Below are 14,482 nucleotides of genomic sequence, written 5' to 3'. Positions count from 1 at the left end.
CTCCTCTCACTGTCCGGACACCCACGACAGCACGAGGCCCGCACAGGTGCGCCCCGTCAGGGGCGCGGGGAACGGCGCAGTCTTTTGTCTTTAGGGGCGCGGGGAACGGCGCAGTCTTTTGTCTTTAGGGGCGCGGGGAACGGCGCAATCCTGTCGCTTCTAGGGGCGCGGGGAACGGCGCAGGCTTGTCGTTTTCAGGGGCGCGGGGAACTGCGCGACCAGCCCCCACCGGCCCGCACGTGCCCACAACCCCCGCCCCCCCCATCCCCCGAGCGGACGCGAAGGGGCGCCCACCGATCCCGGTGAGCGCCCCTTCACGTTCAAGCAGAACAGCCGGTTCAGACCTGCCCGGCCTTCTCCAGCGCGGAGCAGCACGTGTCGACGATCAGCCGAGTCACCACATACGGGTCGACATTCGCGTTCGGACGCCGGTCCTCGATGTACCCCTTGCCGTCCTTCTCGACCTGCCAGGGGATACGCACGGACGCCCCACGGTTGGACACCCCGTACGAGTACTCGTTCCACGGCGCCGTCTCGTGCAGCCCCGTCAGCCGGTCGTCGATGCCCGCGCCGTAGTTCTTGACGTGGTCGAGCGGCTTCGAGCCCTCGCCCAGCGACTCGCACGCGGTGATGATCGCGTCGTACCCCTCGCGCATCGCCTTCGTGGAGAAGTTGGTGTGCGCACCGGCCCCGTTCCAGTCACCCTTCACCGGCTTCGGGTCCAGCGTCGCGGAGACGTTGAAGTCCTCGGCGGTGCGGTAGAGCAGCCAGCGGGCCACCCACAGGTGGTCGGAGACCTCCAGCGGCGAGACCGGTCCGACCTGGAACTCCCACTGTCCGGGCATGACCTCGGCGTTGATGCCGGAGATGGCCAGACCGGCCTTGAGACAGTTGTCCAGGTGCGCTTCGACGATCTTGCGGCCGAAGATCTCGTCCGCGCCGACGCCGCAGTAGTAGCCGCCCTGGGGGGCCGGGAAGCCGCCCACGGGGAAGCCGAGCGGGCGCTCGCCGTCGAAGAAGGTGTACTCCTGCTCGATGCCGAAGATCGACTCCTGGGCGGCGAACTTCTCGGAGACCTCGCTGAGCGCGGCACGCGTGTTGGACTCGTGCGGCGTCATGTCGATGTTGAGGACCTCGCACATGACGAGGATGTCGTCACCGCCGCGGATCGGGTCCGGGAAGGTCGCGACCGGCTTGAGCACACGGTCCGATGCGTGACCCTCGGCCTGGTTCGTGGACGAGCCGTCGAAGCCCCAGATCGGCAGCTCCGCACCCTTCGCGTCGTCGCCGAGTATCTTCGTCTTCGAACGGAGCTTGGCCGTCGGCTCGGTGCCGTCGATCCAGATGTACTCAGCCTTGAAGGTCACGGGCCACATCCTTCGGGGTGGGTCTCTAAGCGCAGTGCGGTAGCTGCGGCGCTGCGGCACTGGGGCGCCGCGGAGGATGCCCGAAGCCTGTCAACAGGCAGTTTCCCGATCATTGCCCGGATGTGAACCCCGTGTTACCTGGTGCCCATGTGGTAGGGGTCACCTATGGAGAGCGTCCCTGACTCGTATGCGATGGGTTTCGGACAGGTGGCGGCCGTGGCCGCCACCCGACACGAAACGGAGCGGGCGGGACGGAGCGGTCCGGTGGGGCCCGTCAGCCCACCTTCTCGATGAGAGCCTTGCGGATCAGGAACTTGCCGGGCTCGCGGACCTGCTCGAACGCCTCGTTGTTCAGGAGCGCGCAGCTGCCGGAGACCGAGGTGACCTCCACGGTCGTGGACTTGTTGTTGTCCAGGTTCGTGACCTTGAGCTTCGTACCGGCGGGGAACTGGTTGCTGGACGCGGCGGGCGCGCCCGCCTCACCCGAGAGGGTGACCGTGGACCCGTTGCAGACCTGCTCGCCGGCGGCGCCGCCGCCACCGGCGGCCGGGACGGACGGGGCCTGCGACGGCTGCTCGGCGGGAGCGGACTCGGCGGGCGGTGCCTCGGTCCCCGCCCCGGTACCGTTCCCGGTGCCGGCGTCGCCGCCCCCTTCGCCCACGGTCGCGTCGGACTCGCCGACCGTGCAGCCGGAGGCCTCCTGCTGCAGCTTGATCTGCGCGATGACCGCTTCACGGTTGGCGATCCGCGCCTCGGACTGGGCGTCCGGTGCCGTGCGCTGTCCCTCGATGAACTTCTCGTTGTTGCCGAGGGCGGTGGCCAGTCCGCCGCACACCACGGAGGACTGCGCGGTGGACTTGGCGGAGTTCGTGGCTGGCGTCGCGTTCGACGTGGCGGCCAGGGCGAAGGCCCCGCCACCGGCCACCGCGGCGGCGCTCACCAGCAGGGCGATCTTCTTCTTCGTCCCGAGAGTTCTTCTGCGCGACATGAACGGCTCCTGTCCCCGGCCGCCCCTGGCGGCGGCCGTTCGCCGTTATGTACGAGATACCGAACGAACTTGCTCACTGATTGACCGGAGTCGCTCAAGTAACGTGGATCACACGGGTGTTGTCAGGGCTGCTGCCGGCCCAGAGCGTCCCGTACCGCCTCGTCCGTCCGCGCGACGACGGCGGTCCCGTCCTCCGCGGTGATGATGGGCCGCTGGATGAGCCGGGGGTGCTCGGCCAGCGCCGTGACCCACCGCTGGCGCGAACCGGCGTCACGGGCCCACTCCTTCAGCCCCAGCTCCTTCGCCTCGGCCTCCTGGGTGCGGGTGATGTCCCACGGCTCAAGACCGAGCCGCTCCAGGACCGCCCGGATCTCGGCCTCGCTCGGCACGTCCTCCAGATACCGCCTGACCGTGTACTCGGCCTCCTCCGCGTCCAGCAGGCCGATGGCGCTGCGGCACTTCGAACAGGCCGGATTGATCCAGATCTCCATGCCGCCCAAGGTACGCGAGAACACCGTGCCACTCACTGGTCACGGCACCCCCAAAAGGCCTCTGGCCAGGGGCGATTGTCAGTGGGCGGCAGTAGAATAGAAGCAGTGTTCGAGGGTGCCGCCGGAGACGCCGACCGGCGCCCCGACCGCGACAGGAGGATGCCTGTGCCCGCTGCCGCACTGAGTCCGCTGCCCACCCAGTCCACCGCCAAGAGGGCGGTCCAGCTGGACCTGCCCTACCAGCCCGTCGAGAAGCGCGCGCTGCCACCGGGGCGCCCGCGCGAGTGGTACGTCACGCACAACCGCCGCCTCAAGGCGATGCGGCTGGCCATCGCCCTCCTCGACTCCGGCGTCTACGTACCCAGGCAAGCCCACAACGACACGATCCGCAGCACGGCCGCACTCATAGGCGTACACCCCCCGTCGGACACGACCTGTCACATGGTCCGTGCCCTGATGAGGTACGCACGCTGAGCCCGCGCCCGTAGCGCCGCCCGTGTCCGTGCGCCGCCCGCGTCCCGGGCGGCGCGTCGGCGGTTCTCCGCTCTCAGCCGGACGCCAACTCCCGTTCCAGCGGGGTCCGGAAGCGGGGAGTGACCCGGGTGGGACCCATCCACGACCGCAGCCGGTCTGCCTCGGCACCGATCGCGTCCAGGGCCTCGGCGCCGACGTCCTTCGTGTCCGCGCCCTCGCCGGCCGGCAGTCGCCAGACGATCTCGCCGTCGGGGCGCTGCGCCCAGCCGCCCACGATCCGCCCGTCCCACCAGACGGTCGGCCCGATGTTCCCGCTGCGGTCGAAGAGCGCGGGCCGCAGCCCGGGCGGGCAGTACCAGTCCCGTTCCTGCCAGCCCATGGCCGTCGGGTCCAGGCCGGGCAGCAGCGCGGCCCACGGTTCGACGGCCCCGGCCGGTTCCACCGCGTCGGCGAGCACGTACGCCACGCCCTCGTCCACCGAGACGGTCACCGCTCCCACCGCGCCCAGCGCCCGCCGTACGTCGCTGACCTTCCACCCCGTCCACCACTTCAGGTCGGCCTCCGTGGCCGGCCCGCACGCGGCGAGCCAGCGCCGGATCAGCTCCGCCTGGGCCTCGGCGACGGGCAGTTCGGCGCACGGGGGAGCCGCGGCCCACCGGAACTGCGTGGACGTCCACGACCCCAGCGGACGCCCCCGTACGACCCTGCCCTCGGCCCCCAGGACCCGCAGCAGCCGCGACGAAACGGTGTGCACTCCCTCGTAGCCCGTACCCGGCGCGTACGCGAACTGCTCCCTCAACCGCGGCTCCTCGCGCGCCAGTTCGGCGGCCGTCGCCTCGCCGCGCCGGGTCAGCGCGGCCAGCGTGGACGTCTCCACCTCCGCGAGCCACTTCGCGTCGGGAGCGCCGACGCGGGCCATGTCCTTGACCAGGGAGGCCCGCGCCCGGGCGGCCACGGCGAGCCCGGTGGACGCGTGCACGACCGGAACGAGCCCGGTGGGGAACACGAACACGGTCTGCCGCATGCCGTGCATCCGGATCAGCGTCCGGTCCTCGTACAGGGCCCGCTCCATCTCCGGCACGACCCTTGCCGCGTCCGCGAGTCGCGCCCCCACGGCGAGGTGGACGCTGACGGGATCCGTCCCGTGCAGCGCCACCAGCGAGGCCGCGACCTCCTCGGGGGTGCCGGCCCGGGCGGCCCGGGCCAGCCGTTGCCCGACGGCCAGCCGAGCCCGCCGCTCAACCACCCCGATGTGCCGCCGTTGCCCGCTCATACCGTTCCCCCTGTCCGGTTCCCGTCCTCGGATTCTTGCGGATTCCTTCCGGATCCGCCCTCGGCCGGGAGCCGGGAGCGGCGACGGGGACTGGGTCGGGGGCCGAGGAGGGCGGTGGCCCCGGACGCAGATTTACTCACTCCGAAGCACCCTCATTGCTCCCCTCTGTGACGATTTGGCTTGACCCCGGGCTGTTTTGTGACTGCTCGTAAGCGGACCCGGCCGTTATTCGTTTCCGTCGGACAGGGAGCGCCGGGCATCCTGAGGGCTACTCTCGACGACACCGACGGCCCGGCGCACAGTCCGGCACGGCGTCGGACAGCTCAAGGTCCCACCACCCACGTACAAGGAGACCCACCATGGGTACCTTGATCATTTTGGCGATCCTCGTCCTGGTAGTCCTGGGATTCAACAGTCCCGTCTGGTGGCTCACCGCGGCCGCCCTGATCTACCTCTACGTCCGCTTCTTCCGGGCGGGCCAAGGAGCCTCCGGCCCGTCGTCGGGCGGTGGAGGCGGCGGCGGAGGTGGCGGAGGCGGAGGCGGAGGCGGAGGCGGTTCGAGCTCCACGACCCGGATGGACAGCGACTACCACTCGTACCGCCAGCGCCGCGACCGGATGGCCAAGTGGGAACGCCGCTACCGCCGCGAACGCCCCTGGAACGTCAAGAAGTGACAGAGCCCCGCCACTGCCCGAGGGGCGATGGCGGGGCTCCGGTCACACCGTACGACTGGTCACCGGTCGGACACCGGATCGATCACACGTCGTAGTACAGCTCGAACTCGTGCGGGTGCGGACGCAGCTGCAGCGGGGCGATCTCGTTCGTGCGCTTGTAGTCGATCCACGTCTCGATCAGGTCGGACGTGAAGACGTCGCCCGCGAGCAGGAACTCGTGGTCGGCCTCAAGGCGGTCGAGGACGGCCGGGAGCGAGGTCGGGACCTGCGCCACGCCCGCGTGCTCCTCGGGCGCCAGCTCGTAGAGGTCCTTGTCGATCGGCTCGGCCGGCTCGATCTTGTTCTTGATGCCGTCGAGGCCCGCGAGGAGCAGCGCCGAGAAGGCGAGGTACGGGTTGCCGGAGGAGTCGGGCGCGCGGAACTCGACGCGCTTGGCCTTCGGGTTCGAGCCGGTGATCGGGATGCGCATGGCCGCGGAGCGGTTGCGCTGCGAGTACACCAGGTTGACCGGGGCCTCGAAGCCGGGGACCAGACGGTGGTACGAGTTCACCGTCGGGTTGGTGAAGGCCAGCAGCGACGGGGCGTGCTTGAGGATGCCGCCGATGTAGAAGCGGGCGGTGTCCGACAGGCCCGCGTAACCGGCCTCGTCGTAGAACAGCGGGTCGCCGTTCGCCCACAGCGACGAGTGGATGTGCATGCCCGAGCCGTTGTCACCGAAGATCGGCTTCGGCATGAAGGTCGCGGTCTTGCCGTTGCGCCACGACACGTTCTTCACGATGTACTTGAAGAGCTGGAGGTCGTCGGCCGCGGCGAGCAGCGTGTTGAACTTGTAGTTGATCTCGGCCTGGCCGGCCGTGCCCACCTCGTGGTGCTGGCGCTCGACCTGGAGGCCGGACTTGGCCAGCTCCAGGGAGATCTCCGCACGCAGGTCGGCGAAGTGGTCGACCGGCGGGGTCGGGAAGTAGCCGCCCTTGTAGCGGACCTTGTAGCCGCGGTTGTCCTCGATCGCACCGGTGTTCCAGGCGCCGGCCTCGGAGTCGATGTGGTAGAACGCCTCGTTCGCCTTGGTGTCGAAGCGGACGCTGTCGAACACGTAGAACTCGGCCTCGGGGCCGAAGAACGCCGTGTCGGCGATACCGGTCGACGCGAGGTACGCCTCGGCCTTCTTCGCCACGTTGCGCGGGTCACGGGAGTACTGCTCGCCCGTGATCGGGTCGTGGATGAAGAAGTTGATGTTGACCGTCTTGTCGCGGCGGAAGGAGTCGACGCGCGCGGTGGACAGGTCGGCGCGGAGCGCCATGTCGGACTCGTGGATGGCCTGGAAGCCGCGGATGGAGGAGCCGTCGAAGGCCAGTTCCTCGGTCGGGTCGAAGGCCTCTGCCGGAATCGTGAAGTGCTGCATCACACCCGGCAGGTCGCAGAAGCGGACGTCGACGAACTTGACGTCCTCGTCCTTGATGAACTTCTTGGCCTCGTCGGCGTTCTGGAACATCCAGCTCCTCCTACTCCCGCTCACTTCGGACCGGGGTGGTAGTTCGTTCGTGCGGCCAGTGCGGTGGCACACGCTGAGCCCGACCTTAAGGACGGGTGATTTCTCCAGCGTGACCCATTTGTTTCGCCCAAGTTAACCGGACGAGGTCCGGTGTACCCCACCTGTCCGCATGGCAAAACGGTCGCAGTACCGTGGACGGGTGGACAACAGGCAAGCAATCGGATCGTGGCTGTCCGGACCCCGCGCCGCCGCGGAGGACGCCGGTGCCGACTTCGGATACCGCGGAGAGCAGCTGGGCCTGCCCGAGTCGGGCCCCGGCTCCATCGCGCGCCCCGGCAGGCGGCTGGGTGCCCTCGTCGTCGACTGGGGCCTGTGCACCTTGATCGCATACGGCCTGATCACCGACGGCTACGGCCAGGCGACCGGGAACTGGGCACTGCTCATCTTCTTCGCCGCGAGCGCGCTGACCGTGGGCACTCTCGGCTTCACACCCGGCAAGCGGCTGTTCGGTCTGCGGGTCCTCGCCCTGGAGACCGGCACGGTCAGCCCGCTGCGCGCCCTCCTGCGCACGGTCCTGCTGTGCCTCGCGCTGCCGGCCCTGATCTGGGACCGCGACGGACGCGGGCTGCACGACCGCCTGGCCCGCACGGTCGAGGTCCGGATCTAGGTCCGCCACCCTTTTCGTGCGACGGGCCCGGCTTCCGTACGAAGCCGGACCCGGGCATCAGAAAGGGGCGCCCCGGAACCGTCGGTGATTCCGGAACGCCCCGTTCCAGTGGAGCTCAGGTGCGCCGCTAGCGCATCTTCCCGCCGCGCGGCATCCGCATTCCCTTGGGCATCGGACCCTTGGGGAGCGGCATGTTGCTCATCAGGTCGCCGAGCGCGCGCAGCCGGTCGTTGGTCGCGGTGACCTGCGGGCCGGTCAGTACGCGCGGCAGCTTCACCATCGTCGTACGGAGCTTCTTCAGCTCGACCTGGCCCTCGCCCGTGCCGACGAGGATGTCGTGCACCGGCACGTCCGCGACGATGCGGGCCATCTTCTTCTTCTCGGCGGCCAGCAGGCTCTTCACCCGGTTCGGGTTGCCCTCGGCCACCAGCACGATGCCGGCCTTGCCCACGGCCCGGTGGACCACGTCCTGGCTGCGGTTCATCGCCACGGCCGGGGTCGTCGTCCAGCCGCGCCCGACATTGTCGAGCACCGCCGCCGCCGCGCCCGGCTGGCCCTCCATCTGGCCGAAGGCCGCCCGCTCGGCCCGGCGCCCGAAGACGATCGCCGACGCGAGGAAGGCGAGCAGGAGGCCGAGAATGCCGAGATAGATCGGGTGACCGATCCAGAAGCCGATCGCGAGGAAGACACCAAGGGTGACGATTCCGACAGCCGCGAGTACAAGACCGATCTTTTTGTCGGCCTTGCGGGTCATCTTGTAAGTCAGAGCGATCTGCTTGAGTCGCCCGGGGTTCGCAGCGTCCGCTGCGGGTTCCTTCCTCGCCATGCCGTGAAGTCTACGTGTCGGGGGAAGCGCCGACGACGGCGGTGCCTGCTCGGCCTTCGTCACGGCCCTCGCTCGGAGGCGGGGGACGGCCCGCAGACGGGTGGCGGCTCAGAGGTGGCTGACGAAGGACTGCTCCACGGCACGCTGTGCCTCGACGCGGTCCTTGGCGCGGCGGCGGTCCTCCAGGACGGACGTCCAGGCGTTGCGGCGGGCGGTGCGCTGGCCACTGCTCAGGAGCAGGGACTCGACGGCACGGAGTGCATCGGTGAACGACGGAATCGCTGTGGCGCGTACGGGCGCGGCCTGCATGATGGGGGTCCCCCCTCGGGACGGCGGCTCTGGCTAAGGCTCTACGGGGTGTAGGACCAGGGTCACTGAATGGTGTTACCAGGGCGTGACCGACCGGTCAAACGCCAGTGAAGCCTTGATGCGCAGGCCCGAAACCTTGACGCGGCCCTGAGGTGGCCCCCATCTGCGGGGACGCTCAGGACCGCGTCGTACAGGCCATTACTGATGAGTAGCCACTTGTGCGCAGATTCACACGCTGGTCTGGCACTGCGTGCCATTCGGCGGGGTCGCCGATGGCGGCCGAAACGGCTCAGACGGCCTGCGAGGCGACGTACGAACCGCGCTTCTCGATGGCCATCTGGTAGAGGCGGCCGGCCCGGTACGAGGAGCGGACCAGCGGGCCCGACATGACTCCGGAGAAGCCGATCTGCTCGGCCTCCTCCTTCAGCTCCACGAACTCGTGCGGCTTCACCCAGCGCTCGACGGGGTGGTGACGCACGGTGGGCCGCAGGTACTGCGTGATGGTGATGAGCTCGCAGCCCGCCTCGTGCAGCTGACGCAGGGCCTCGCTGACCTCTTCGCGGGTCTCGCCCATGCCCAGGATCAGGTTCGACTTCGTGACCAGACCGTAGTCACGCGCCTCGGTGATGACCTTCAGCGAACGGTCGTACCGGAAGCCCGGACGGATGCGCTTGAAGATGCGGGGGACCGTCTCCACGTTGTGCGCGAAGACCTCCGGGCGGGAGGAGAAGACCTCGGCGAGCTGGGCCGGCTCGGCGTTGAAGTCCGGGGCCAGCAGCTCCACCTTGGTCCGGCCCTCGGCGCGGTCCGCGGTCTGCTGGTGGATCTGGCGGACCGTCTCCGCGTACAGCCAGGCGCCGCCGTCCTCCAGGTCGTCGCGGGCGACGCCGGTGATGGTGGCGTAGTTGAGGTCCATGGTGACCACGGACTCGCCCACGCGGCGGGGCTCGTCACGGTCCAGCGCCTCGGGCTTGCCCGTGTCGATCTGGCAGAAGTCGCAACGCCTCGTGCACTGGTCGCCGCCGATGAGGAACGTGGCCTCGCGGTCCTCCCAGCACTCGTAGATGTTGGGACAGCCCGCCTCCTGGCAGACCGTGTGCAGGCCCTCGCTCTTCACGAGGTTCTGCATCTTGGTGTATTCGGGACCCATTTTCGCCCGGGTCTTGATCCACTCGGGCTTGCGCTCGATGGGGGTCTGGGCGTTCCGGACCTCCAGGCGCAGCATCTTGCGTCCGTCGGGTGCGACTGCGGACACATCGGCTCCCTGTAGCTTCGATTCTTCGGCGTACACCAGGGTACGCCCGTTCGGTGCGTGGCCCCCGAGGAGGGGAACCTTCGGGAACGGGGGTGCATTCCCGAAGCTCGGGGCGCCGGCTGAAGCCTTCGGCTGCGCGCCGGTGGGGGCGGGGCCAAAGGACTGCGCAGTTCCCCGCGCCCCTTGGTGTCTCGGCCCGTCCGCTGCCTTTCAGCCCGTCCGGCGTTTGAGGACGAAGGGGGCGAGGGGGCGGATCCCCCATGTGTGGACGGGAACGGGTAGGGGCGGCGGGGGTGAGGAAAAGCCCTACACCCCCACCCCCTCCACCGCCCGCGGCAGGAGCTCCGCGTTCCCCAGGACGTCCGACAGGTGGCGCTCGGCCACGGGCAGCACCTCCGCGATGGTCAGGTCCCGCCCCAGCTCGTGCGCCAGCGACGTGACCCCCGCATCCCGGATCCCACAAGGAATGATCTTGTCGAAGCTGGACACGTCGGGGTTCACGTTCAGGGCGAAGCCGTGCATGGTGACCCCCTTGGCCACCCGGATCCCCATCGCGCAGATCTTGCGGTCCTCGCGCCGCTGCCCGGCGTTGGAGGGCGCGTACTCGGGCCCGTTCAGCCGCGGATCGAACTCCTCGTCCGCCAGCCGGGGATCGAAGTCGAGGGAGAGCCCGCCGAGCGCCGGCCGCTGGTCCACCGGATCGCCGAGGACCCAGACGCCGGCCCGTCCCTCCACCCGGCTGGTCTCGACGCCGAACTCCGCGCAGACCCGGATCATCGCGTCCTCGAGGCGCCGGAGATGGGCGACGACGTCCACCGGACGCGGCAGTTTCTGGATCGGGTAGCCGACCAGCTGCCCCGGACCGTGCCAGGTGATCTTCCCGCCCCGGTCCACGTCGACGACGGGTGTGCCGTCGAGGGGCCGCTCGCTGTCCGCCGTGCGGCGGCCGGCCGTGTAGACCGGCGGGTGCTCGAGGAGCAGACAGGTGTCGGGGATCTCGTCCTGGAAACGGGCCGTGTGGACACGGCGCTGCTCGTCCCAGGCTTCCTGGTACTCGACGGCGTCCGCACCGAAACCCATGCGGACGAACCGCAGCTCACTCACGGCAAGCGCCTCCCTTGCAAGAGTTTGTGGGGCCGGTGGACGGTCCCGTAAGGCTCGTAAACGCCCCACGCCACTGTACGTCCGGTCGGCGCGCGTCAGCCCTGAGGGCAATCCTCACACGATCGGATGAATGAACGTCGAAATGTGCGATCGGTTGCTTACAGACCGCTACATTCGCGCCGTTCACGAGGCAAATAAGGGCTGCTCAAGGCATGGCGGCCGACCTCGCCCCGGGCCTGCCCGCGCAGGCCCCCAGCCCGGAAGGCAGGAGTTCGCACCGCAGATGACGGAACGACCCGCGCAGCGCACCCCCAACCGTCAGCTCGCCGCACTTATCGCAGAAGCGGGGTTCTCCAACGCGGGGCTCGCCCGTCGAGTGGACCAGCTCGGCCTCGAACACGGTCTCGATCTGAGATACGACAAGACATCAGTGACCCGCTGGCTGCGAGGGCAGCAGCCACGGGGCACCACGCCGGCTCTGATCGCCGAGGTGTTCACCCGCCGCCTCGGCCGCCGGCTCAGCGCACAGGACCTCGGACTCGACGCGTGCGCACCCGTCTACGCGGGGCTTGAGTTCGCCGCCACACCGGAGGAGGCCGTCGACATCGTCGGCGGGCTCTGGCGCAAGGACTCGGGAAGCCATGCCGAGCTGCGCAAGATCGCGTTCACCCCGGCGGGGCTCGTCGTGCCCAGCCGAGACTGGCTGATCGGCCGGGCCGACGACCGGGTGAGCCGCGGCGACCCCGGTGCCGCGCGCATCCCCGTACAGGGCGGCCGTCCGGTTTCCGCCAAGCCGCCGGCCGTGCCGGAACCGGTCAGGCCGCCGTTCCGGCAGCGTGCGGGGACCGAGCGCGGGCCCGGACAGCGGGTGACCGCGGGGGACATCGCGGCCCTGCGCTCGGTCGGTGAACTCTTCCGCTCGCTCGACAACGCGTACGGCGGAGGGCACGCTCGGCAGGCCCTCGTGCGGTACCTGGAGCACGAACTGGAGCCGATGCTCCGCGGCACGTACGGCGAGCAGACGGGGCGCCGGCTGTTCGCCGCGGCGGCCGATCTGACCCGGCTGGCGGGCTGGACGTCGTACGACATCGCCGCGCACGGGCTCGCGCAGCGGTACTTCGTGCAGGCGCTGCGGCTGTCGCAGGCGGCGGCGGACCGGGCGTACGGGTCCTACGTGCTCGTCACGATGAGCCGGCAGGCCGTCTACCTCGGGCACGGGCGCGAGGCCGTGCAACTGGCCCGGGTCGCCCAGCAGGGCGTGGGATCGTCCGCGCCGCCCGTCGTCCAGGCGCTGCTGTACGCGGTCGAGGCGCGCGGGCACGGCGTGCTCGGCGAGGTGCGGGCGGCCACGGCCTCGCTCGTACGGGCCGAGCGGGCGCTGGAGATCGCGCGGCCGGGGGACGAAGTCCCTTACTGGGCGCGGTTCTTCGACGAGGCGCAGCTCGCGGACGAGTTCGGGCACTGCCACCGGGATCTGCAGCAGTACCGGGCGGCGGCTCAGCATGCCGAGCGGTCGCTGCAGTTGCGCGCGCCCGGGTATGCGCGCAGCCGGCTCTTCTGCCGGGTGGTGCTGGCTTCCGCGCGGCTCGGTCTGGGGGAGCTGGACCAGGCGTGCCAGCTGGGGGCCGAGGCGGCTACGCAGGCGTCCGAGATGCGGTCCGTTCGGGCGCTGGAGTATGTGCGGGACTTCGAACGGCGGCTGGAACCGTATCGGGACGCTGCGCCGGTGAGGGGGTACCGCGACAAGGTCGCTGCGCTTGGCTGAGCGTGGTTGCGGGGGCGCGGTTCGGCCGCGGGCCGGCGGGGGCGGTTCGCGCCGTTCCCCGCGCCCCTTGGGGGCGGGGGTGCGGCGGGTCGTGTTCCGGCTGCGGACCGGCCGTGGCTGGCCGCGCAGTTCCCCGCGCCCCTTAAGGGCGGAAGGATTGCGCCCCTCCCCGCGCCCCCTGAAAGGGTCCCTCGTCGCTGGTGGGAGTGGAGGTCCCGCCCCGCGTCGGGGCCTCCACTCCGGCTTTGCGAGGGGGGTTGTCTTTAGGGGCGCGGGGAACTGCGCGGCCAGCCCCCACGGACCCGCAGCCGAAACACGACCCCCCCGGGAGGGGCTACGCGGCTGTGGTGGTCGGTAACGGCGCCGCAGCCACCGCCGTGGGCGCGGCGCCCAGTTCCTTCAGCAGGGCCCGCGCCACCCGCCGCCCCGAGTGCAGAGCACCCTGCACCGTGCTCGTGTCCCGGTGGTCGCCGCACACGTACAGGCCCGCCAGCAGCCGCACCGGACGGCGCAGGTCGTGCGGCGCCGGCATCGCCGGCACGGCGTCGGGCGTGTGGCGGACCGCCAGCAGCTCCCAGCGGTGCGTGGCGGTGCCGTAGAGGGCCGCCAGATGCGCGCGTACGACCCGGTCCGTGTCCGCGGGCGGTGCGCCCAGCACCGTCGACGAGATCAGGGCACGGCCCACGGGCGCCCGCGACGGGTCGACCTGGCTGATGACCGCCGTGTGGGCCACGGGCCCCCGCCGGTCCGCGTCCAGGAGCAGCGCCGCGTCCGTCAGGGGCGGCTCGTCCACCGTGTGGTGCACCACCGTCACGGGGTGGCACGGCGGCACCCGCAGACCGGGCAGCAGCTCCGCCGCGGCACGGGCGCCGGTCGCCACCAGGACGGCCCGGCAACGGAGTTCACCGTGCTCGGCCGTCGTCACGGACGTCGTCGAGACGGAGGTGGCCCGCACCCCGGTACGGACCGTCCCCGGCGGCAGGGTCCCGGCGAGCAGCTCCGGCAGGGTGTCGGCCCCGCCCTCCGGCAGGCACAGCCGCCCGGAGGCGAAGGCCCGGAGCGCGAGGTCGGCGCACCGGCTGGACGTCGTCAGGTCCGGGTCGCAGAGCAGCGCCGCCAGGAGGGGGCGCAGAAAACCCTCGACCGTACGCGCGGGCATGCCGCGGGCCGCGAGTGCCTGCCCGGCGGGCCGCTCGGGCCGGGCCAGCAGCCGTTCGACGGGGACCGTCGCGATCCGGCCGAGGGCCGCGGCCAGCCGGGCCTGGTCGAGTGCGCCGCCGAGCGGGGGGTACGCCCGGGACATGGGCGGCGCGGCGGCCGGGGCCAGCTGCCGGAGCCTGCGAGGGGGGCTCACAAAGGCGCGCGCCGCGTCGAGTGCGCCCCTTGCGCCCCCGGCGCTCGCGGGCTCACCCGCCCGGTGCACACGCCCCTCGGCGTGGACGAGGACGCCGGCGGCGAACGGGCGCAGGACGAGGGCGTCCAGGCCCGGCGTCAGGCGCAGTTCGGGGTACGACGTGGAGAGGAGCCGTCCGACGTGGTCCAGACGGAAACCGTCGATCTTCTCGGTCGCCATCCGGCCGCCCACATGGGGGGCGGCCTCCAGGACGACGGTCGACACACCTGCGCTGTTCAGCCGTTGGGCGGCCGAGAGTCCCGCGACCCCGGCCCCCACGATGACGACGTCCGCCTGGCAAGCGGGCTCAAGCACGTGCCCCTCCTAGAGGTCGCGCGGCTGCTTGGAGGCGTCCCGCCCCCAACGGGTATCCGGAATACCCGACTTCGGGACGAGCGTAGGGC

The 14,482-nt window shown here is 70.7% G+C and carries 14 protein-coding genes; 4 read left to right on the top strand and 10 right to left on the bottom strand.

Annotated elements, in window-relative coordinates:
• Positions 1 to 338: 338 nt before the first annotated feature.
• The 3 genes from glnII to ACZ60E_RS32415 form a co-directional block, all read right to left on the bottom strand.
• Complete coding sequence (glnII, locus tag ACZ60E_RS32425) at positions 339 to 1,367, bottom strand: glutamine synthetase (RefSeq protein ID WP_384811374.1); 1,029 nt, start codon at positions 1,365 to 1,367, stop codon at positions 339 to 341.
• A gap of 274 nt (positions 1,368 to 1,641) precedes the next feature.
• Positions 1,642 to 2,355, bottom strand: a complete 714-nt coding sequence (locus ACZ60E_RS32420; RefSeq protein ID WP_385835917.1) for an RlpA-like double-psi beta-barrel domain-containing protein — start codon at positions 2,353 to 2,355, stop codon at positions 1,642 to 1,644.
• A gap of 122 nt (positions 2,356 to 2,477) precedes the next feature.
• Positions 2,478 to 2,846: an ArsC/Spx/MgsR family protein gene (locus ACZ60E_RS32415; RefSeq protein ID WP_469445033.1), complete on the bottom strand. Its 369-nt coding sequence runs from the start codon at positions 2,844 to 2,846 to the stop codon at positions 2,478 to 2,480.
• Positions 2,847 to 3,011: 165 nt separating this feature from the next.
• Here ACZ60E_RS32415 and ACZ60E_RS32410 point away from each other — a divergent pair, with 165 nt between their 5' ends.
• Complete coding sequence (locus tag ACZ60E_RS32410) at positions 3,012 to 3,320, top strand: hypothetical protein (RefSeq protein ID WP_384811382.1); 309 nt, start codon at positions 3,012 to 3,014, stop codon at positions 3,318 to 3,320.
• Positions 3,321 to 3,393: 73 nt separating this feature from the next.
• Here ACZ60E_RS32410 and ACZ60E_RS32405 read toward each other — a convergent pair whose 3' ends face one another.
• Entirely contained in the window at positions 3,394 to 4,593 is a 1,200-nt protein-coding gene (locus ACZ60E_RS32405) for a winged helix DNA-binding domain-containing protein (protein ID WP_469445031.1), read from the bottom strand.
• Between the two features lie 359 nt (positions 4,594 to 4,952).
• Between ACZ60E_RS32405 and ACZ60E_RS32400 the strand changes: the two genes are divergently transcribed.
• A complete protein-coding gene (locus ACZ60E_RS32400; protein WP_469445029.1) occupies positions 4,953 to 5,267 on the top strand; it encodes a hypothetical protein in 315 nt (104 codons plus the stop codon).
• Positions 5,268 to 5,349: 82 nt separating this feature from the next.
• On the opposite strand, the gene glnA is transcribed toward ACZ60E_RS32400, so the two are convergent.
• On the bottom strand, positions 5,350 to 6,759 hold the full coding sequence (gene glnA, locus ACZ60E_RS32395; protein ID WP_107018291.1) for a type I glutamate--ammonia ligase: 1,410 nt from the start codon (positions 6,757 to 6,759) through the stop codon (positions 5,350 to 5,352).
• A 199-nt stretch (positions 6,760 to 6,958) separates the two neighbouring features.
• Here glnA and ACZ60E_RS32390 point away from each other — a divergent pair, with 199 nt between their 5' ends.
• A complete protein-coding gene (locus ACZ60E_RS32390; protein WP_384811424.1) occupies positions 6,959 to 7,426 on the top strand; it encodes an RDD family protein in 468 nt (155 codons plus the stop codon).
• Between the two features lie 127 nt (positions 7,427 to 7,553).
• Here ACZ60E_RS32390 and ACZ60E_RS32385 read toward each other — a convergent pair whose 3' ends face one another.
• The 4 genes from ACZ60E_RS32385 to lipB form a co-directional block, all read right to left on the bottom strand.
• Positions 7,554 to 8,252: a DUF4191 domain-containing protein gene (locus tag ACZ60E_RS32385; protein ID WP_189776609.1), complete on the bottom strand. Its 699-nt coding sequence runs from the start codon at positions 8,250 to 8,252 to the stop codon at positions 7,554 to 7,556.
• A gap of 108 nt (positions 8,253 to 8,360) precedes the next feature.
• Complete coding sequence (locus ACZ60E_RS32380; RefSeq protein ID WP_469445027.1) at positions 8,361 to 8,561, bottom strand: SCO2195 family GlnR-regulated protein; 201 nt, start codon at positions 8,559 to 8,561, stop codon at positions 8,361 to 8,363.
• 289 nt (positions 8,562 to 8,850) lie between these two features.
• Positions 8,851 to 9,816, bottom strand: a complete 966-nt coding sequence (gene lipA / locus ACZ60E_RS32375) for a lipoyl synthase (RefSeq protein ID WP_384811431.1) — start codon at positions 9,814 to 9,816, stop codon at positions 8,851 to 8,853.
• Positions 9,817 to 10,122: 306 nt separating this feature from the next.
• Positions 10,123 to 10,920, bottom strand: coding sequence for a lipoyl(octanoyl) transferase LipB (gene lipB, locus ACZ60E_RS32370; protein WP_453794839.1), 798 nt, complete (start codon positions 10,918 to 10,920; stop codon positions 10,123 to 10,125).
• A gap of 283 nt (positions 10,921 to 11,203) precedes the next feature.
• Here lipB and ACZ60E_RS32365 point away from each other — a divergent pair, with 283 nt between their 5' ends.
• Positions 11,204 to 12,685 (top strand): tetratricopeptide repeat protein, encoded by a 1,482-nt coding sequence (locus ACZ60E_RS32365; RefSeq protein ID WP_469445025.1) that lies wholly within the window; start codon positions 11,204 to 11,206, stop codon positions 12,683 to 12,685.
• Between the two features lie 334 nt (positions 12,686 to 13,019).
• Here ACZ60E_RS32365 and ACZ60E_RS32360 read toward each other — a convergent pair whose 3' ends face one another.
• Positions 13,020 to 14,393, bottom strand: a complete 1,374-nt coding sequence (locus tag ACZ60E_RS32360) for an NAD(P)/FAD-dependent oxidoreductase (protein ID WP_469445024.1) — start codon at positions 14,391 to 14,393, stop codon at positions 13,020 to 13,022.
• Positions 14,394 to 14,482: the final 89 nt, after the last annotated feature.

Source organism: Streptomyces sp. NPDC102514, from assembly GCF_055584525.1.
Note: the sequence above shows the minus strand (reverse complement) of the source record. Positions and strands in the feature narration are given on the sequence as shown.